18 protein-coding genes and 2 tRNA genes are annotated in these 18888 nt (G+C 70.3%); 14 read left to right on the top strand and 6 right to left on the bottom strand.

Annotated features, from left to right (window positions below; genetic code table 11):
* The first annotated feature begins 135 nt into the window (after positions 1-135).
* The 6 genes from P3T39_RS22850 (at position 136) to P3T39_RS22825 (ending at position 3819) form a co-directional block, all read left to right on the top strand.
* A complete protein-coding gene (locus tag P3T39_RS22850; protein ID WP_348534376.1) occupies positions 136-735 on the top strand; it encodes a DUF3566 domain-containing protein in 600 nt (199 codons plus the stop codon).
* 263 nt (positions 736-998) lie between these two features.
* Positions 999-2345: a cyclopropane-fatty-acyl-phospholipid synthase family protein gene (locus P3T39_RS22845; protein WP_280700338.1), complete on the top strand. Its 1347-nt coding sequence runs from the start codon at positions 999-1001 to the stop codon at positions 2343-2345.
* A gap of 16 nt (positions 2346-2361) precedes the next feature.
* A tRNA-Ile gene (locus P3T39_RS22840) sits at positions 2362-2435 on the top strand.
* Positions 2436-2831: 396 nt separating this feature from the next.
* Positions 2832-3125 carry a hypothetical protein gene (locus P3T39_RS22835; RefSeq protein WP_280700337.1) on the top strand — a complete coding sequence of 98 codons (294 nt, stop codon included), beginning with the start codon at positions 2832-2834 and terminating at the stop codon, positions 3123-3125.
* A 335-nt stretch (positions 3126-3460) separates the two neighbouring features.
* The gene (locus P3T39_RS22830) at positions 3461-3592 is read left to right on the top strand and encodes a DLW-39 family protein (protein ID WP_211785814.1); all 132 of its coding nucleotides are present in this window, start codon (positions 3461-3463) and stop codon (positions 3590-3592) included.
* A 154-nt stretch (positions 3593-3746) separates the two neighbouring features.
* Positions 3747-3819: transfer RNA gene (locus P3T39_RS22825), tRNA-Ala, on the top strand.
* Between the two features lie 99 nt (positions 3820-3918).
* Here P3T39_RS22825 and P3T39_RS22820 read toward each other — a convergent pair.
* Positions 3919-4779 carry a DUF5324 family protein gene (locus P3T39_RS22820; protein ID WP_280700336.1) on the bottom strand — a complete coding sequence of 287 codons (861 nt, stop codon included), beginning with the start codon at positions 4777-4779 and terminating at the stop codon, positions 3919-3921.
* A 249-nt stretch (positions 4780-5028) separates the two neighbouring features.
* Here P3T39_RS22820 and P3T39_RS22815 point away from each other — a divergent pair, with 249 nt between their 5' ends.
* Together P3T39_RS22815 and P3T39_RS22810 are read left to right on the top strand one after the other, a co-directional pair.
* The gene (locus tag P3T39_RS22815; protein WP_280700335.1) at positions 5029-5553 is read left to right on the top strand and encodes a peptidylprolyl isomerase; all 525 of its coding nucleotides are present in this window, start codon (positions 5029-5031) and stop codon (positions 5551-5553) included.
* 87 nt (positions 5554-5640) lie between these two features.
* The gene (locus P3T39_RS22810; protein ID WP_280700334.1) at positions 5641-6534 is read left to right on the top strand and encodes a rhomboid family intramembrane serine protease; all 894 of its coding nucleotides are present in this window, start codon (positions 5641-5643) and stop codon (positions 6532-6534) included.
* Between the two features lie 319 nt (positions 6535-6853).
* Here P3T39_RS22810 and crgA read toward each other — a convergent pair whose 3' ends face one another.
* Positions 6854-7102, bottom strand: a complete 249-nt coding sequence (gene crgA / locus P3T39_RS22805; RefSeq protein ID WP_280700333.1) for a cell division protein CrgA — start codon at positions 7100-7102, stop codon at positions 6854-6856.
* Positions 7103-7357: 255 nt separating this feature from the next.
* On the opposite strand from crgA, the gene P3T39_RS22800 reads away from it, so the two are divergent.
* The 6 genes from P3T39_RS22800 (at position 7358) to P3T39_RS22775 (ending at position 11665) form a co-directional block, all read left to right on the top strand.
* Positions 7358-8065: a DUF881 domain-containing protein gene (locus P3T39_RS22800; protein ID WP_280700468.1), complete on the top strand. Its 708-nt coding sequence runs from the start codon at positions 7358-7360 to the stop codon at positions 8063-8065.
* A gap of 115 nt (positions 8066-8180) precedes the next feature.
* Positions 8181-8351: a hypothetical protein gene (locus tag P3T39_RS22795; protein WP_280700332.1), complete on the top strand. Its 171-nt coding sequence runs from the start codon at positions 8181-8183 to the stop codon at positions 8349-8351.
* A 67-nt stretch (positions 8352-8418) separates the two neighbouring features.
* Positions 8419-9081, top strand: a complete 663-nt coding sequence (locus P3T39_RS22790) for an aminodeoxychorismate/anthranilate synthase component II (protein WP_280700331.1) — start codon at positions 8419-8421, stop codon at positions 9079-9081.
* A gap of 4 nt (positions 9082-9085) precedes the next feature.
* Positions 9086-10090: a class E sortase gene (locus P3T39_RS22785; protein ID WP_280700330.1), complete on the top strand. Its 1005-nt coding sequence runs from the start codon at positions 9086-9088 to the stop codon at positions 10088-10090.
* A 36-nt stretch (positions 10091-10126) separates the two neighbouring features.
* Positions 10127-10870: a class E sortase gene (locus P3T39_RS22780; protein WP_280700466.1), complete on the top strand. Its 744-nt coding sequence runs from the start codon at positions 10127-10129 to the stop codon at positions 10868-10870.
* Positions 10871-11005: 135 nt separating this feature from the next.
* A complete protein-coding gene (locus P3T39_RS22775; protein ID WP_280700329.1) occupies positions 11006-11665 on the top strand; it encodes a hypothetical protein in 660 nt (219 codons plus the stop codon).
* A 57-nt stretch (positions 11666-11722) separates the two neighbouring features.
* On the opposite strand, the gene pknB is transcribed toward P3T39_RS22775, so the two are convergent.
* The 4 genes from pknB to P3T39_RS22755 form a co-directional block, all read right to left on the bottom strand.
* A complete protein-coding gene (gene pknB, locus P3T39_RS22770; RefSeq protein ID WP_280700328.1) occupies positions 11723-13774 on the bottom strand; it encodes a Stk1 family PASTA domain-containing Ser/Thr kinase in 2052 nt (683 codons plus the stop codon).
* Between the two features lie 303 nt (positions 13775-14077).
* Positions 14078-15538 (bottom strand): penicillin-binding protein 2, encoded by a 1461-nt coding sequence (locus P3T39_RS22765; protein ID WP_280700327.1) that lies wholly within the window; start codon positions 15536-15538, stop codon positions 14078-14080.
* Positions 15539-15626: 88 nt separating this feature from the next.
* Positions 15627-17015, bottom strand: a complete 1389-nt coding sequence (locus tag P3T39_RS22760; RefSeq protein ID WP_280700464.1) for an FtsW/RodA/SpoVE family cell cycle protein — start codon at positions 17013-17015, stop codon at positions 15627-15629.
* 124 nt (positions 17016-17139) lie between these two features.
* Positions 17140-18747 (bottom strand): protein phosphatase 2C domain-containing protein, encoded by a 1608-nt coding sequence (locus P3T39_RS22755; RefSeq protein WP_280700326.1) that lies wholly within the window; start codon positions 18745-18747, stop codon positions 17140-17142.
* Positions 18748-18888: the final 141 nt, after the last annotated feature.

Here is an 18888-nt window from a genome sequence, read left to right as displayed (position 1 = left end):
GAGTGACCAGGGCGGACCGCCGGCCTGGCGGTTGACTGCGGGAGGACCAGGGTGAGTGGAGCCACGGGTGCTGCGGGAGGTGCCGCGAGCGGCCGGCCCGGCGGTGCCGCACATGGCGGGGCGCCGTTCGGTGGGGTGCCACAGCCCCCGGCCGAGCCCCCGGCCGCGGCCACCTCGGTGATGCCGCCGGTCGGCGCCGCCGGTGGCGCACCCTCGGCCGCACCCGGCGGCTTCTCGCCGCCGACCACGTACACCAAGGGCCAGCCGACCCCCGCCCGGGGCACCAAGACCAACCAGGGCTCCCCCGCCGCGCGCCGCCCGGGAATGCCCCCGGCCGCCGCCCCGGCGGGCCAGGCGTCGGGTCGGGTGCGCAAGGCCCGGCTGCGGATCACCAAGGCCGACCCGTGGTCGGTCATGAAGGTGAGCTTCCTGCTCTCCCTCGCGGTCGGCGTCATCATCATCGTCGCGGCCGCCGTGCTGTGGATGACCCTGGACGGCCTCGGCGTCTTCGACTCCCTCGGCAGCACGCTGAAGGAAGCCACCGGGGCGGACACCTCGGGCGGCTTCAACCTGATGGACTACGTCGGCTTCGGCCGCGTGATGATCTTCACCACCCTGATCGCGGTGGTGGACGTGGTCCTGATGACCGCGCTGGCCACCCTCTCCGCCTTCATCTACAACACGGCGGCCGGTTTCACCGGCGGCATCGAACTGACGCTGGCGGAAGAGGACTGACGCACCGTCGGCCCGGTCGAGGGCCGGCCCCGGGGGCTGACGGGCCGTCGAACACGGTCCACCGGGATTTCCCCCCAACCGGAATCAGCGGGCCCTGAAGGCTGTTGCAGCCTTCAGGGCCCGCTGGCATTCGAGTGACAGCCCCGGCGATCCCGGCGTGCCGTCCGAGCGGTGGCGGCGGCCGTGGGTTAGCTGGCGGCCAGGTCCGGGGGCGGGCTTCGTAAGCGACAGGGTGGGCAGTTACGGCTGGTCGGAGGCGCTTCATGGCTGAGGTGGCAACGCAACTTGTAGGGGCACTCGAGGGCTTGCTGGGGGCTCGGCTCCCGCTCCGAGTGCGGGCATGGGACGGCAGCGTGGCAGGCTCGCCCGGGGCACCGCTGGTGGTGCTCCGCAACCGCCGCGCCGTCCGTCGGCTGATCTGGCAGCCGGGCGAGCTGGGCCTGGCCCGCGCATACGTCTCGGGCGACCTCGACCTCGCCCCCGAGACCGATCTGTACGAAGTGATGGCCGCCGTCGCCCACTTCGCCGAACTTCCCGAGATCCGCAGCCTCAGGCTGGGTCCGCGCGAACTGCTGAGCCCCGAGGGCCGGCGCCTACTGGGCACCGCCGCCCGTACCGGAGCGCTCGGCCTCCGGCCCGCCCCGCCGCCGGAGGAGGCCCGCCAGCAGGGCCGGGTGCACAGCCATGGCCGCGACCGCGCCGCCATCAGTCACCACTACGACGTCGGCAACGACTTCTACGGCCTCGTCCTGGGCTCCTCGATGGTCTACTCCTGCGCCTACTGGACACCGGGCGGCAAGAGCCTGGAGGACGCCCAGGAGGCCAAGCTCGACCTGATCTGCCGCAAGCTGGGCCTGCGCCCCGGGATGCGCCTGCTGGACGTCGGCTGCGGCTGGGGGTCGCTGCTGCTGCACGCGGCGAGGAACTACGGCGTCACCGCGGTCGGAGTCTCCATCTCCAGGGAACAGGTCGCCCTGGCCCGCAAGCGGGTCGAGGAGGCCGGTCTGGCCGGTCAGGTCGAGGTGCGCCTCCAGGACTACCGCGAGATCCCCGACGGCCCCTTCGACGCCATCTCCAGCGTCGGCATGGCCGAGCACGTCGGCGCCGCCCAGTACCTGCGCTACGCCGGCGGTCTCTACGAGCTGCTCACCCCCGGCGGGCGCCTGCTCAACCACCAGATCGCCCGCCGCCCCGGCCAACCCGGCGAGCCGTACGTCCCCAGCCCCTTCATCTCCTCGTACGTCTTCCCGGACGGCGAGCTCGCACCGGTCGGCAGCACCGTCTCCCTGCTGGAGGAGGCCGGCTTCGAGGTCAGGGACGTCGAGTCCCTGCGCGAGCACTACGCACTCACCCTGCGCGAGTGGGTCGCGAACCTGGAGGCCCACTGGACGGAGGCCGTCCAGCTGGTCGGCCGCGGCCGCGCCCGGGTCTGGCGTCTCTACATGGCCGCCTCGGCCCTCGCCTTCGAGGAGAACCGCATCGGGGTCAACCAGGTGCTCGCCGTCCGTACTGCCCCTGATGGCCTCAGCCACCTCCCGGCGACCCGCGCCGAGTGGCTCGCCGGGGTGCCTGCCGAAACGGATTTGGGAGATCGGCGCTCGGTCCGCTAATCTTTCAGTGCGGCAAGGGCCTATAGCTCAGACGGTTAGAGCGCTTCCCTGATAAGGAAGAGGCCACAGGTTCAAGTCCTGTTAGGCCCACCGACGCAGAAGGCCCGGAGTGGATTCCACTACGGGCCTTCTGCCGTTCCCCGGGGCAGGACGTGACCCGTGGGCGGTGGACTCGTTGCACCGGGTGCGCAGAGGCAACTTGGGTGGGACGACTCGAAACTGCTGTGAAGTCGGGGATTGCCGGGCGATAGAACCGGTCATCGGATCTGTGGACAAAGCGCGACCTCTGCTCCTGCTGGCGGATGCTCCAGCCCCGCGCGCCATGGGTGATCGGGCGGTCCAAGACTTTTGCAAGCTTCAACTTGAAGCTTGCAAACCTCAAGCATCGGCGGCTGGCGCCCTACACCCGGCGCGCGGTGCTCAACGTGGCGATGCTGCTGCTGGACAGCGAGGTCGCCAGGAGTTGTCCGGCGGTACCTGCTCGACGTGGAGGCGGCGCGCCCGCAGGCCCTGCGCGGGGAGCCCGGGCCGGAGGAGACCGGCTGCTGGTGCTCGTGGGTCGTCGAGCAGCTCTCCGACCGCTTCCACGAGCGGGTCTCCGCGGTCGAGCAGCGCCTGACCCGGTGGGAGGGGATGGTGCTCGCGGACCGGGGCCTGCTGGGGGCGATGAGTCTGCGGCTCTGCCGGATCGGTGAGGACGTCGGGGAACTGCGGCTCGACCTGGCGGAGTTGCGACGCAGTCTGGGACGGCTCGCGGAGCGGCGGCCCTGGCGGCTCTGAGCCTTCCGGCGCCGAGGGCCCGGCGGACGACGGCTCCCGTACGCCGTACGACCAGGCGCGTTCCCCGCTGCCGGCCGCGGCACGTGGCCCGGCGTGTCGCGGCCCGGCCGTCCGGCAGGAGGCGTGACGTCAATCAGGCGTGCGGATTGGCCGGTTGGACCTGGCGGGGGCCGCTGGGTGAGCGGTTACCGGTGTGTATCATCGGCCGCAAGGCGGTCTGCCACCTCCGGCCGCTGGTTCGTGCTCGTACATCAGAGGACTCGCGGGCCATCCCTCCCTGGCGGGGGAGCCTGGCTGAGCCCGTCACAAGCAAGCAAGAAGGACGAGGTCCCGCGGTGAAGAAGCTTCTCCTGGTCGCCCTGGTCGCCCTCGGCGGCTTCTTTGTCTACCGTCAGGTCCAGGCGGACCGCGCCGAGCAGGACCTGTGGACCGAGGCCACCGACCCGGTCCCGGCCGGCGCCCGCTGAGGCGACGGACGATCTTCCGGAGGCCGTTCGAGGTCTTCCGGTGGGTGAGCCCCGGCCTGTCGGCCGGGGCTCACCCGCGGTCTGCCACCGGTGTGCGGATACCTGCTGAAGATTCTCGGCGGGACCGGGTACGCTAGTGCGCAGCACACCGCTCGGGGCTTTAGCTCAGTTGGTAGAGCGCTGCCTTTGCAAGGCAGATGTCAGGAGTTCGAATCTCCTAAGCTCCACAGTGGAATCGGCCGCTGACCTGGGATCAGGTCGGCGGCCGATTCGCGTTCGGGGCGTCTGCGGCGCACCTGCCGCTTCAGTACGGCTTCAGTACGGCTTCAGTGCGGCTTTCGCGGGTCGTGCGGCTTGGGGTGCTCGTCGGGTGCGGGCTTGCCGGGCGGCGGTCCCGGTTTGGGGTCGGGGTTCTCGGTGGGGTGGCCGTTCGGCTGGTCGGCGGACTGTTCCCGGGGGCCCGAGCCGTTGAGCTGCGGTTCGCCGCTGGATCCGCCGGTGGCTGCGGTGGTCCCGGTGGAGCCGCTGCCGGGGGGCTCGACCAGCCACTGGGGGTTGCTCTGGCGCTGCCACCACTGCCAGGCGAGGATGCCCGCGCCGATCGTCAGGGTCCCCGCGACGGCGAGGCCGGTGGCCCGGTTGAGGCGCCGGCACCTGGCCGCGTGCTTGGCGTTCCTGGCGGCGAGGTCGGCGATCTCGGCCGAGCTGACGTGGCCGTGCAGGGCGGTCAGGGCGGCGGCCCCGCGGCTCTGGGCCTCGTGGGCGACGGGGACGATCGCCGAGCGGGCGCCGTCGACGGCGTCGGAGACCTTGGGGACGACGTTGGTCCTGGCGTGGTCGGCGGCCTTGGTGGCGGTGTTCCGGGCGGCCAGGGCGGCCTCCTGGGCGCGGTGGACGGCCTTGAGGGTGTTCTGCTGGGCCTGTGGCGGCAGCGCGGAGAAGGCCTGCTCCAGCTGCGGGGCGAGGTGCTTGGCGTAGTGGACACGGGCGGCCTGGGCCGCGTGTGCGGCGCCGGTCCTGGCCTGGCTGCCGGCTGCGCCGACCTTGGGGCCCAGCGCCTCCAGCGCGGGGCCGATCCGGTGTCTGGCCTCGTCCGCGTAGTGGACCGCGGTTTCCTTGGCGGTGGTGGCATAAGGCGCCAGTGTGTCCCTGGTCCGGCCGGCTGTCTCACGAGCTGAATGGGTCACGAGCTTCTCCTCCTGAATGGCGTCTTGTATGCACATTTCCACCTGATTGGAGATCATGCATGCCGATTTGTCCGATTGGCGCGCCGGGTTGGGCCGTACGCGGGTCATCGGATGGATTCGGGCCGGCGGAAAGCCCGTGGAAAGCCGGTGGATCCGAGCTCCGCAGCCGGTGGCACGGGCGTCCCGGAGGCCTCAGATCCGGTCATGGGATGATTTGAAGATCAGTTGCACAGATTAGGAAGGCACACCGTGGCCGAGGAACTGTTCGCCACCCTGAAGACCAACCGCGGCGACATCGTCATCAAGCTGTTTCCGAACCACGCCCCCAAGACGGTGGCGAACTTCGTGGAGCTGGCCGAGGGCAGCCGCGAGTGGACGCACCCCCGCACCGGTGTGAAGTCCAACGACCCGCTGTACAACGGCACGGTGTTCCACCGTGTGATCGGCGACTTCATGATCCAGGGCGGTGACCCGCTGGGCACCGGCACCGGCGGCCCCGGCTACCGCTTCGCCGACGAGTTCCACCCGGACCTCGCCTTCAACCGTCCGTTCCTGCTCGCCATGGCCAACGCCGGCCCGGGCACCAACGGCTCGCAGTTCTTCATCACCGTGGCGCCGACCGTCTGGCTGACCAACAAGCACACGATCTTCGGCGAGGTCGAGGACGAGCTGAGCCGGAAGCTGGTCTCGGAGATCTCGGTCACCCCCACCGCCCGTGGCGACCGCCCGATCGAGGACGTCGTCATCGAGTCCGTGGAGATCACCCGCCGCTGAGCGGTTGCGGCAGTAGCCTTGACGGTCCCGGCGGTACCCCGTTCGCGGTGGTGTCGCCGGGATCGCTCTTGAGGAGGGAATCCCCGCATGCTCCCGGACGAGTCGGCCCGACCGCATCCCGAGGCGGCCTCGGGGCTGTCCCGCTGCTACCGGCACCCCGAGCAGGAGACCGGCATCTCCTGCACCCGCTGCGGGCGCCCGATCTGCCCGCAGTGCATGGTCAGCGCCTCGGTGGGCTTCCACTGCCCGGAGTGCGTCCAGGGCACCCGGCAGCAGGCGCAGCGTACGGCCGCCAGGACTCGCTTCGGCGGGCCGGCGGGGCAGCAGGGCGCGCTGGTCACCAGGAGCCTGATCGGGATCAACCTCGCCGTCTTCCTGCTGACCCAGTACCTGAGCCCGCAGCTCAAGGAGACGCTCTCCCTGCACAGCCTGGTCCCGCCGTACTGGTACGAGCCGTACGGCGTCGCGGCCGGGCCCGGCCAGTGGTACCGGCTGGTGACGGCGGCCTTCGTCCACACCGGGGTGCTGCACGTGGGGATGAACATGGTCTCGCTCTGGGTGCTGGGCCCAGGTCTTGAGCAGGTGCTCGGCCGGCTGCGTTTCGTGGGGCTGTACGCGGTCTCGGGGCTCGCGGGCAATGCCTTCGCCTATCTGGTCTCCGGGGGCGACCTCTACTCGGTGGGGGCCTCGGGGGCGATCTTCGGGCTGCTCGGGGCGACGGCGGTGCTGTTCCGGGTCAGCCGGACGCCGTTGGGGCCGCTGATGGCGATGCTGGTCTTCAACCTGGTGATCACCTTCTCGGTGCCCTACATCGACTGGCGCGCGCATGTGGGCGGCCTGGTGGCCGGGGCCGTCACCGGTGTGGGGCTGATGTACGCCCCCCGGGCGCACCGCAACCTGGTACAGGGGTTGACGGTGGCCGGGATGCTCGCGGTGGTCGTGGTGCTCGTCCTGGTGGGGACGGCGCGTCTCGGGGTGTGAGTCCGGTGGTCCTGCCGGCCGGAGTGCCAGGTTGTCCACAGCGCGCACCGCTCTGTGCACAGCCGGTGGCGCGACCCGGGTGGGGATAGCACCTCTACGCGCGTCCAGCTGTGCTTTTTCCGGAATTCGGGTGCTCTTCCCCGGGGGTGCCGGGGAAAAGTTATCCACAGGCTGAGCCGACTTTTCCCCACTGTGGATAACCGTGTGGATAAACGTATGGTTCGGTACGGTTCGATGCCCGGACCCGGCGGCGGACAGGCAGAAGCACCGCTCCGGGCCCGAGGCCTGGAGCGGTGCGGAGGAGCGGGTCAGAGGCGGCTTACTTCCACTGGGTGGAGACGCCGAATCCGGCGGCGATGAAGCCGAACCCGGCCAGAATGTTCCAGTTGCCCCAGCTGCTGATCGGCCAGCTGCCACTGGTCACGTAATAGGTGACGATCCACACCAGACCGATCAGGAACAGCGCCAGCATCAGCGGAGCAACCCAGCTGCGCCCGGAACTGATCTTCACCACAGCCGTCGTCGGCGGGGTGTAGTCGGACTTCTTGCGGAGTCGAGACTTCGGCACGAGTGGGTTCTCCTGTCGATGCGCTGTGACCGCGCAGGGTGCAGCGGGGGCGGGCGGCGGTGAGGGCCGGTCTGTGCGGGGCGATCGGCCGGGACCTCCGCCAGGCGAGCCTGGGGATGCACCGACAGGGCGCTCCGCACATGCCACCGGCGTCCGTTAGCGTAGTGGCTCGCCGGGTCTGAAGGAGATAAGGGTACGGTGCCTAATTCCACGATTCCGCCAAGCTCCGCCACCGGCCGCCGCCCCGGTACCCGAATTGTCGGACGTGCCCTGACCTGCGCTGTCTTCGCCCTCGCCGGACTGCTCTTCTACATCAGCGCCGAGACCGCCCGCGGTACCGATCTGCGCACCGACAACTCGCTGCTGCGGCTCAGCGACGTGATACGCCAGCGCAGCACCCAGAACCAGCAGACCCAGGCCCAGCTCACCGACCTCCAGCACCGCGCCGACGCCCTTGCCAAGCAGCAGGGCGACCCCTCCGACACCGCCCAGCTCGACCCGCTGCGCCGGGCTGCCGGACTCGACCCGCTTCAGGGCCCGGGGCTGACCGTCACCCTCAATGACGCACCCCCCGACGCCACCGCGCGCATCCCCGGCGTTCCCGACCCGGGCGTCAACGACCTGGTGATCCACCAGCAGGACATCCAGGCCGTGGTCAACGCGCTCTGGCGGGGCGGTGCCCAGGGAATCCAGGTGATGGACCAGCGACTGATCGCCACCAGCGCCGTCCGCTGCGTCGGCAACACCCTGCTGCTCCAGGGCCGGGTCTACTCCCCGCCGTACGTGATCAGGGCGGTCGGCAGGACGGACGGGCTGCGGGCGGCGGTCAACGGCGACCCGACGATCAACAACTACCTCCAGTACGTCGCCGCCTACGGGCTCGGCTGGAAGGTGCAGGAGAGCACAGCTCTGACCCTGCCCGGCTACCCGGGCAGCGTCGATCTGCACTCGGCGAACGGGTAGACCCCCGGGGTTGATCCCGCGCAGTCCCCCTCGGGGGCACAACTGAGGCGATGTGGCCTGCCCGGCGGGCACCGAGGTCTAGTCTTGACACCGACCTGAACCCCCGAGGAGCGGTATGTACGGCTGGATCTGGCGGCATCTGCCGGGCAACACCCTGGTCCGGATGGTCCTGGCGGTGCTGCTCGTCCTCGGGGTGGTCTACGTCCTGTTCCAGTACGTCTTCCCGTGGGCGGAGCCGCTGCTGCCCTTCGGCGACGTCACGGTGGATCAGGGCAACACCGGTTGACCCGGCTCCGCTTTCTGGCACCTCCCCTGCCGGCCGGCAGGACCTGCACCTCAGGAGTAGCGCGCGTATGACCTCCGCCGGCAGTTCACCCCGGATCCTCGTGGTGGACAACTACGACAGCTTCGTCTTCAACCTCGTCCAGTACCTGTACCAGCTGGGCGCCACCTGCGAGGTGGTGCGCAACGACGAGGTGACGGTCGAGCACGCGGTGCGCCGCGACGGTGAGCGCGGTTTCGACGGCGTGCTGCTCTCCCCCGGGCCCGGGGCCCCCGAGGAGGCAGGGGTGTGCATCGAGATGGTGCACCACTGCGCGTCCATCGGGCTGCCGCTGTTCGGCGTCTGCCTCGGACTGCAGTCCATCGCGGTGGCGTACGGCGCGGTGGTCGACCGGGCACCCGAGCTGCTGCACGGCAAGACCTCACTGGTCACCCATGAGGACGGTGGTGTCTTCGAGGGCCTGCCCTCGCCGATGACCGCGACCAGGTACCACTCGCTCGCGGTCGAGCCGGCCACCGTCCCCGAGAGCCTGGTCGTCACCGCGCAGACCGAGAGTGGCGTGATCATGGGGCTGCGGCACCGCGAACTCGCGGTCGAGGGAGTGCAGTTCCACCCCGAGTCGGTGCTCACCGAGGGCGGGCACCGAATGCTCGCCAACTGGCTGGCGGAGTGCGGCTGTCCGGACGCGGTGGGCCGTTCGGCCGGGCTCGCCCCGGTGATCGGCCGGAGCTGACGGAGTGACGGCACTGCGCCCGGAGGGGGGCGCGCAGACAGGCGCAGGGCCCGGGTGGGACGCCGGTCCGGGCGAGTGGGGTGTCTACGAGCCCGCCGGGGAGCGCCCCTGGACACCGAGCGAGCAGACGCTGCAACTGCGCCCGGTAGCCGACAGCCCGACACCCGCAGGCCCGGCGCCCGACAGCAGTCGTCAGGAACAGCCGGGCGGCGGCCGGGCCGCGCGGCGGCGGGCCGCTCAGGGCCCGATGGCCGTGCGCCCCGGCAACGGGCGGCGACGGGCGAGCGGGCGGGCCGGCGGCCCTCGGCCGCGTCCCAAGGAGTCCAAGGCGGTGGTCGCCGCCCGGCTGGTCGGCGAGCTGTTCATCACCCTCGGCGTGGTGATGCTGCTCTTCGTCTCGTACCAGCTGTGGTGGACCAATGTGCAGGCGGACGCCTCCGCCGACGGCACCCGCAGCCAGCTGGAGCAGCAGTGGAGCCGACCGCAGCCGACGCCCGCCCCGGGCAGCACCGACAAGCCGGCCGGGGCGTTCGAGCCCGGTCAGGGCTTCGCCATCATCTACATCCCCAAGCTCGGCCTGAAGTACCCGATCGCCGAGGGCACCCAGAAGCAGCAGGTCCTCGACAAGGGCCTGGTCGGGCACTACACCGGCACCGCGATGCCCGCCGACAAGAGCGGCAACTTCGCGGTCGCCGCCCACCGGACCACGCACGGCCAGCCCTTCCGCAAGATCGGGCAGCTGGTTCCCGGGGACAAGATCGTGGTGGAGACCGCGACCTCCTTCTACACCTACGAGGTCGAGGGCGGTATCCCGGAGACCCCGCCGTCCAATGTCACGGTGCTCCAGCCGATCCCCAAGGGCTCGCCGTTCAGCCAGCCGGGGCGCTACCTCACCATGACGACATGCACGCCGGAGTTCAGTGCCAGGGGAAGGCTCATCGTCTTTGGCAAGATGGTCGACGAACGGCCGAGGAGTCAGGGGCAGCCCGCTGCGCTGACCAACGGTTAGGCACCGGTACGTGAGGGGCGAGGCAGCGGCATGGAGATGGTGCTGGACGGTCCCTCGCGAGTTGACCGGCGCCGACGGGAGCGTCGTGGCCGCAGGGCCTCGGTCGTGGGCGTGGTCGGCGAGCTGCTGATCACCGCCGGGCTGGTGCTGGCCCTGTTCGTCGGGTACTCGCTGTGGTGGACGGATCTGGTCGCCGAGCGCCGCTCCGGGAAGCAGGCGGACCGGCTGCGCGAGAGCTGGTCCGCTCCCGCCACCCCGGGCGCGCCTGCCGAGGCACCGCCCCCGGTCTACGAGGCCGGGGACGGCGTGGGCTTCCTGCACGTCCCGGAGCTGGGTCGGGACTACCAGGTGCTGATCCGGATGGGTACCGGCACCGACGTCCTCAACGAGGGTGTGGCCGGGGTCTACGAGGAGCCCTACCGGGCCGCGATGCCCTGGGACGGGGAGGGCAACTTCGCCCTCGCCGCCCACCGGGACGGTCATGGCGCCAAGTTCCACGACCTGGACAGGCTCGACAAGGGCGCCGCGATCGTGGTCGAGACCAGGGACAAGTGGTACGTCTACCGGGTCGACAGCACGCTGCCGCAGACCTCCAAGTACGACACGGGCGTCATCGCCCCCATCCCGATGGGCTCGGGCTACTCGGCCCCCGGGCGGTACATCACGCTGACCACCTGCACCCCGGTGTACACCTCCACGTACCGCATGGCGGTGTGGGGCAGTCTGCTGCGGGTGGACGCCGTGGACGCGAAGCGGACCCCGCCGCCGGAACTGCGCTGAGGAGCTGACGCACGGATCGAGGCGTACGCCGGTCGGGTGATCCGGTGCGCTGGGCCGGGAAGGTGACGCGCCGTCAACCGGTGTCGTTGGCAGTTCGGCAGAACAGGTGCCTGACGACGGGTGAGGCGATCGCCGATGGATCACGAAGCCGTACTTCTCGAATCCCGGACCATGCGCGGCAGCCTGGCGGAGTACACGGAGAGCCTCGACAGGGCCAAGGTGTTCCGGTTGCTCCCGGACGGGGTGCATCTGACGCGATCCCTGCTGGCCGACTACTTCGAGGTCGACGAGGAGGCCATCAGGAGTCTGGTCCGACGGCATCGCGAGGAGCTCTCACAGAGCGGTATGGCCCTGTTGAAGGGCGCTGATCTGCAGGAGCTTCCAGGGGTCGACACGGCCCCTGGAAACTCTCCCGGCCGTGGGCTGCTCGTCTTCCCCCGCCGGGCGGTGCTGAACGTGGCGATGCTGCTGCGGGACAGCGAGGTCGCCAGACAGGTCCGTCGCCATCTGCTGGATGCCGTCGAGGGGCGCGGACGGTGGTCCGCGGCGGTGGTCGCCGACATCGCCGAGCGGGCCGCCGCGGGGGCGCGGGCGGATCTGGCCGAGCTGCGCGAGGCGTATGCACGCCTGGTCGGGCAGTTGGAGGCGGAGCGGGCGCTGATCGCCGCGACGAGTGTGCGGATCGCGGACACGGCGGGCGATGTGCACACCCTGGGCGGCCGGGTGGACATGCTCTGCACCCTGGGTGCCGCTCCCTGCCGGGGTGGACGGCGCCGACGGGGCCGCTGGCAGTAGCGCGGGGAATGCCGAAGGGGGCTGCGGGTGCAGCCCCCTTCGGCATTCGAGCGTGGGTCAGTGGTTGGGGGCCGGGCTGTTGCCCCGGGGGTCGCCCGGCTTGGTGAAGAGCCGGACGGTGCTGCCCTGGTCCACCGGGGTCGAGGACTGCGGGTCGGTCTGGAACACCACGGCGTTCTCGTCCTGGGGGCCGATCACCTGCGGGAGCAGGCCCTTCTGCTGCAGGATGTCGAAGGCCTGCTTGTAGGTCTTGCCCACCAGGATCGGAACGAGCACCTTGTCCGGAGCCTTGAAGACGCTCAGGGTGACGGTGGCGTTGTTGGCGGCCTTGCTGTTGCCCTTGGGATCCTGGTCGGCGACGATGTCGATCTTGGTGGGATCGTTGGTCGGCACGTTCTTGATGGTCACCTGGAAGCCCTGGGCCTCCAGCTGCTGCCGGGCGGCCTCGGACTGCAGGCCGATCACACTGGGGACGGTCGTCTTGGACTTGCCCTGGGAGATGACCAGGTCCACCGCGGTGTTCGGGGCGGCGTTGCCGGTGACCGACTGGGAGACGACCTTGTCCTGGGCGACGGTGTCGCTCGTCTGGTAGGTGGTGTTGCCGACGGTGAAGCCCGCCTTGGTGAGGGTGTCGGTCGCGGCGGACAGCGACTTGCCGGTGACATCGGGGACGGCGGTGGCGGCCGGGCCGCTGTTGAGGTGCACCTTGACCGGGGTGTCCACCGAGATCTGCGAACCGGCGGGCGGCTCCTGGGTGCAGACCTGGTCCTTCTGGATGTTGGTGTCCGGGCAGGCGACCGGGTCGGCTGCGGTGACCTGGAGCTTGTCGTTCACAGCCGCCGCGGCGGCCTGGGCGTCCTTCATGGACTTGCCGACCAGGTTGGGCGCGGAGACCTTGCTGGTCTTGGCGCCGCCCGGCTGGGTCATGGCGTCGACCACGAAGTACGCGCCGACCAGCACCAGTACGGCCGCGATGGCCAGGATGATCCAGGACGTGTTGCTCTTCTTCGGCTCCTGGCGCCTGCCACCCCGGTCGTAGCCGTCGTCGTAGCCGCCGCCGGCGCCACCCGCGCCGCCGTAGGTGTCGCCGTAGCCGGGCTGCTGGCCGCCGACCGGGGGCATCATCGTGGTCGGCCCGGCCGCGCCCTGCTGCGGGAGCAGGTTGGTCTGCCCGTACGGGTCGTGCTGGGGGGCGTAGCCCTGCTGGTCGTAGCCGTAGCCGGGGGCACCCATGCCGTACGCGGCGGCCTGCTGGGCGGCGGCGACCGGGAGGCCGTCGAGGAAGCGCTCGATGTCGTCGCGCATCTCGTCGGCGCTCTGGTAGCGGTAGTCGCGCTCCTTGGCGAGGGCCTTGAGCACGATCGCGTCGACCTCGGGGCGGACCTCGGCGTCGTAGGAGGAGGGCGGCATGGCCTCCTCGCGGACGTGCTGGTACGCCACCGCCACCGGCGAGTCGCCCACGAAGGGCGGGCGCAGCGTGAGCAGCTCGTAGAGCAGGCAGCCGGTGGAGTAGAGGTCGGAGCGGGCGTCGACGGTCTCGCCCTTGGCCTGCTCGGGGGAGAGGTACTGGGCGGTGCCGATGACGGCGGAGGTCTGGGTCATCGTCATGCCGGCGTCACCCATGGCACGGGCGATGCCGAAGTCCATGACCTTGACGTTGCCCTGCTTGGTGAGCATGACGTTGGCGGGCTTGATGTCGCGGTGGACGATGCCCGCGCGGTGGGAGTACTCCAGCGCCTGGAGGATGCCGATGGTCATCTCCATCGCGCGCTCGGGCAGCAGCCTGCGGCCCGAGTGCAGCAGCTCGCGCAGGGTGGACCCCTCGACGTACTCCATCACGATGTACGGGATGGAGATGTTGTCGATGTAGTCCTCGCCGGTGTCGTAGACGGCGACGATGGCGGGGTGGTTCAGGGAGGCCGCGGACTGGGCTTCGCGGCGGAACCGGGCCTGGAACGACGGATCCCGGGCCATGTCGGCCCGGAGCGTCTTCACTGCGACGGAGCGGCCGAGCCGGGTGTCATGGGCGAGGTACACCTCGGCCATGCCGCCGCGCCCGAGGACGCCGCCGAGCTCGTACCTGCCGCCGAGGCGACGAGGCTCTTCCATAGTTCCGACCCTCTCCCTCACCTCCTGGTGAGGATGTGACGTAGGTGTCCCCGCACGCTCTGTTGGACGCTACCGCCGCCACGGTGGTTCTGTGACGGCGGACCCTGCCCCGGCCTTCGGCCGGGGTGACCCCCCATGGCCGAGGCCGGTGGGTGAGCGGCGGGCACACCCGCTGCTGCGGATACGCTACCGGTCCTGCCAGAGCCTGCCGGGGCAGGCGGCCAGCTGAGACCAGACCGGTATCGACCGGCCGCGTCCCATTGTGACAAGCCTGCCATCCGTTCAGGGGTCACTCGGCGGGTCCTACTTGTTGAGGACGGCCTGCATCACCGATTTGGCGATCGGGGCGGCGATGCTGCCGCCGCTGATCTCGTTGCTCGATGCGGCACCGTCCTCGACCACCACGGCGACCGCGACCTGCTGGCCGTCGGCGCCCTTGGCGTAGGAGACGAACCAGGCGAAGGGCAGGCCGGAGTTGTCCTGGCCGTGCTGGGCGGTACCGGTCTTGCCACCGACCGTGACGCCGTCGATCTGGGCCTTCTTGCCGGTGCCGTCCTTGACGACGCTCTCCATCAGCTGCTGGAGCTTCTGCGCGGTCTCGGGCTTCATCGGCTGGCTGAACTGGTGCTCGGTGTGCGTGGAGACGGTGGTGAGGTTGGCCGAGCGCTCCTCGCTGACCAGGTACGGCTGCATCAGGGTGCCGTTGTTGGCGATGGCGGAAGCGACCATGGCCATCTGCAGCGGGGTGGCCCGGGTGTCGTGCTGGCCGATGGCGTCCATCGCGGTGCCGTCGGGAGTGGAGTTCTTGGGGAAGTAGCTGGCGACGGCGCGGATCGGGGTGTCGATCTTGTCGTTGTTGAAGCCGAACTTCTCGGCCTCGGCCCGCAGCTTGTCCTTGCCCAGGTCGGCGCCGATCTTGCCGTAGACGGTGTTGCAGGAGACCGCCAGGGCGTCCCTGAGGGTGGCGTTCTCGCAGGGCTCGTTGTCGCTGTCGTTCTTCAGCGGGGTCTTGGTGCCGGGCAGGATGTACGGGTTCGGGGTGTCGGTCTTGTCGTCCGGGCCCTGGAACATCCCGTTCTCGAAGGCGGCGGTGGCCGTGACCAGCTTGAAGGTCGACCCGGGCGGGTAGGTCTCCCGCAGCGCCCGGTTGACCATCGGCTTGTTCGGGTCGGCCTCCAGCGCCGCCTTGGCCGCGCCGTCCGCGTCCGTGCCACCGGAGAAGGTGGTCGGGTCGTACGAGGGCGTCGAGACCAGTGCCAGGATCGCGCCGGTCTTCGGGTCGAGGGCGACCGCGGCGCCCTTCTTGTCGCCCAGGCCGTCGAAGGCGGCCTTCTGTGCCTTGGGGTTGATCGTGGTGACGACGTCGCCGCCCTGCTTCTGCTTGCCCGTCAGCATGTCGAGGGTGTTGCGGAAGAACAGGCGGGAGTCGGTGCCGGAGAGGATGCCGTCCTCCAGGTTCTCCAGCTGGCTGCTCGGGCCCATCTGGGTGGAGTACCCGGTGACCGGTGCGTACAGCGGGCCGTCGATCCAGGCGCGCTTGTACTTGTAGCGGAGGCCGTTGACGAAGTCGGACTTGGTTACGGCCTGTCCGGCCACGATGATGTTGCCGCGCGGGTAGGCGTAGCGGTCGAACTTGTTGCGGTCGTTGTGGCTGTTGCTCGCCCAGGTGTCGGCCTGGACGCCCTGGACCCAGTTGGTGCGGAGCATCAGGGCGAGGATCAGGACCAGGCAGAAGATCGAGACCCGTCGGATGGGCTTGTTCACTGGGCGGGTCTCCTCCTTCGTGCGGTCACTGGGTCAGATTCAACCGCATGTCTCTTCATGATGGTGCAGCCCACGGCTGTGCTGGTGTTCACGCCTGGGCGGCCTGCACCGGTTCCGCGGACGGGCGCCTGGCGCTGTCGCTGATCTTCAGCAGGATGGCGATCAGCACCCAGTTGGCGACCACCGAGGAGCCGCCCTGGGCCAGGAACGGCATGGTCATACCGGTCAGCGGGATCAGTCCGGTGACGCCGCCCGCCACCACGAATACCTGGAGCGCGAAGGCCGAGGAGAGACCGACGGCGAGCAGCTTGCCGAACGGGTCACGGGCGGCGACGGCGGTGCGCAGACCGCGCTGTACGACCAGGGCGTAGAGCAGGAAGAGCGCCATCATGCCGGTGAGGCCGAGTTCCTCGCCGAAGGAGCCGAGGATGAAGTCGCTCTTGGCGGCGAACTGGATCAGCCAGGAGCGGCCCTGGCCGAGTCCGGAGCCGGTGACGCCGCCCGAACCGAAGGCCATCAGGGTCTGGCCGATCTGCTCGGTGGAGCCGGCCGGCGGCTTCGTCCGGAAGGCGGCCATCGGGTTGAGCCAGGCGTCGATACGGGTCTTGACGTGCTGCTCCGAGGTGGCGACCACGGCGGCGCCGCCGACGGACATCAGCAGGCCGAAGACGATCCAGCTGGTGCGCTCGGTGGCGACGTAGAGCATCACCACGAACAGGCCGAAGAAGAGGAAGGAGCTGCCCAGGTCGGTCTCGAAGACCAGGATCAGGATCGAGAGCAGCCAGACCACGATGATCGGGCCGAGGTCGCGCCCGCGCGGGAGGTAGATCCCCATGAAGCGGCGGCTGGCCAGGGCCAGGGCGTCCCGTTTCACCATCAGGTAGCCGGCGAAGAAGACGGCCAGGATGATCTTGGCGAACTCGCCGGGCTGGAGGGAGAAGCTGCCCAGGTGGATCCAGATCTTGGCGCCGTAGTCCTCCTTGCGGGCGGGGAAGAAGGCGGGTGCGGCGAGCAGCACCAGGGCGACGGCCATCGAGATGTAGGTGTAGCGCTGCAGGATCCGGTGGTCCTTCAGCAGCACGATGACGCCGATGAACCCGGCGATCGCCAGGCCCGACCACATCAGCTGGTTCTTGGCGGCGGGGAAGTTGTTGGCCAGCAGCTTCCCGGCCTTGTCGAGCCGCCAGATCATCACCAGGCCGAGCCCGTTGAGCAGGGTGGCGAGCGGCAGCAGCAGCGGGTCGGCGTAGGGCGCGAAACGGCGCATCACCAGGTGCGCGACCAGGGCGAGCGCCCCCATTCCGGCCCCGTACGCCAGCATGCCGGTGGGCAGCTTCCTGTCCATGGCAAGGCCGACGTTGGCGTACGCGAGCATCGGCAGCAGCACCGCGAAGGCCAGCAGGGTCAGCTCGGTGTTCCGCCGGTTGGGCGCACCCTGCGGGGTGATGGTGGTGTTCTCGCGGCGCCGGGAGCGCATGCCGGAGCCGGCGCGCCGGGCGCTCGCGCCGCGGCGACCGTTGGTCGTATGACTGCTGCTCAGGTCAAAGGTGCTCACGTGGTGGCCGCTCCCCGACGGCTGAGTAGGCCCGTACGGGCCAGAGTCACTGGGTCGCGCAGGAGAGGGCCAACTGCTGCTCCTGCTCGGTGAGGGTCGGTGCGCCCCCGGGGGTGGTGGAGGACGGGCTGCCGGTCGCGGGGGTTCCGCTGGCGGGCCGTTCGGCGGGCGGGGCCGGGGCGGCCAGGTATCCGGCGTTGCTGACGGAACTGCTCGCGGTGGGCGCGGGGCTGGGCGAGGCGGCCGGGGCCTGCGCGGGCTTGGCGCCCTCGGCGATCTTCTTGCAGACCGCCGCCTGGGCGCCGAGGCGCTTCACCTGCTCATGGGCGTCGTCCAGGCTCTTGGCCTGGATGGTCTGATCCACCTGGTTGCGCTGGTAGGGCGGCAGGTACTTCAGCTCGACGTCGCCATGCTGTTCGTATACCGAGGAGAGGCTGATCCCGGCCAGGTTCTGGTTGACGCCACGGTAGACCGCGACATGCTCGCCGTCGGCGCCGATGTAGTACTGGCCCTGCGTCCACTGCCAGCCGAACCAGCCGCCACCACCGAGCAGACCGAGCGTGAGGGCGACGGCCAACGAGACCTTCAGCCAGCGGCCCTTGCGGCGCGGCCCGTCCTCGTCGTCCTCGTAGTCGTCCTCGTACGCCTGCGCCTCGGCCGCACCGGAGGCACCGTGCGCCTCGCCGTAGCCGCTCTGGGAGTCGCCGTACCCGTCGCCGTAGCCCTCGGCGGGGCCGAAGCCCGGCTGCTCGTAGCCGGAGGCCGGGCCGAAGGCGCCCTGCGGGCCCTGCGGGGGGCGGCCGAGACCGGAGGCGCGGCCGGCCGGGGTGTTCAGGATGGTCTGGTCGTGCACGCTGGACGGCGGCGCGTCGGCGACCGCGCCGACCACCACCGGGATGTCGGCGAGCTGCCCGCTGAGGGTGTCGGTGGCGCCGACGTCGATCACGTCCGCGACGATGCAGGTGATGTTGTCGGGGCCGCCGCCGCGCAGCGCGAGCTGGATCAGCTCCTGGACGGTCTGCTGCGGGGAGTAGAAGCTCCCGAGTGTCTCCTCCAGGGTCTGGTGGCTGACCGGTCCCGACAGGCCGTCGGAACAGATCAGATAGCGGTCCCCGGCCCGGACGTCACGGATCGACAGATCGGGCTCGACCTGGCCGCGCCCGTCCAGGGCGCGCATCAGCAGGGAGCGCTGCGGGTGGGTCTCGGCCTCCTCCGGTGTGATCCGGCCCTCGTCCACCAGACGCTGCACCCAGGTGTGGTCCTGGGTGATCTGGCTGAGGCTGCCGTCGCGCAGCAGATACGCGCGCGAGTCACCGATGTGGACCAGGCCCATCCGCTGACCGGTCCAGAGCATGGCGGTGAGGGTGCAGCCCATGCCTTCGAGCTGCGGGTCCTCCTCGACCATCTGGCGAAGCCGGTCGTTGGCGACCTGGACCGCGTCCTTGAGCAGGGTGAGCAGATCGGCGCCCGGGATGTCCTCGTCGAGGCGGACGATCGAGCCGAGCACCTCGGAGGAGGCGACCTCACCGGCCGCCGCGCCGCCCATGCCGTCGGCCACCGCCAGCAGACGCGGGCCGGCGTAGCCGGAGTCCTCGTTCCCTTCCCGGATCAGACCCTTGTGGGAACCGGCCGCGAAGCGCAGCACCAGACTCATGCCCCCGCCTCGCTTCGCTCAGCGGCGGCTTCGCCGGACGCAGCCACAATGATTCGCTCGGTCATGCGGAACGGACTCCCTTCAGGGCGTCGGCGCGCACCAGGGTGGCAGCGTGGCAGCCGCGTGCCCGGCCGGGCTTGA

Source organism: Kitasatospora sp. GP82, from assembly GCF_029892105.1.
Classification (GTDB): domain Bacteria; phylum Actinomycetota; class Actinomycetes; order Streptomycetales; family Streptomycetaceae; genus Kitasatospora.
Note: the sequence above shows the minus strand (reverse complement) of the source record. Positions and strands in the feature narration are given on the sequence as shown.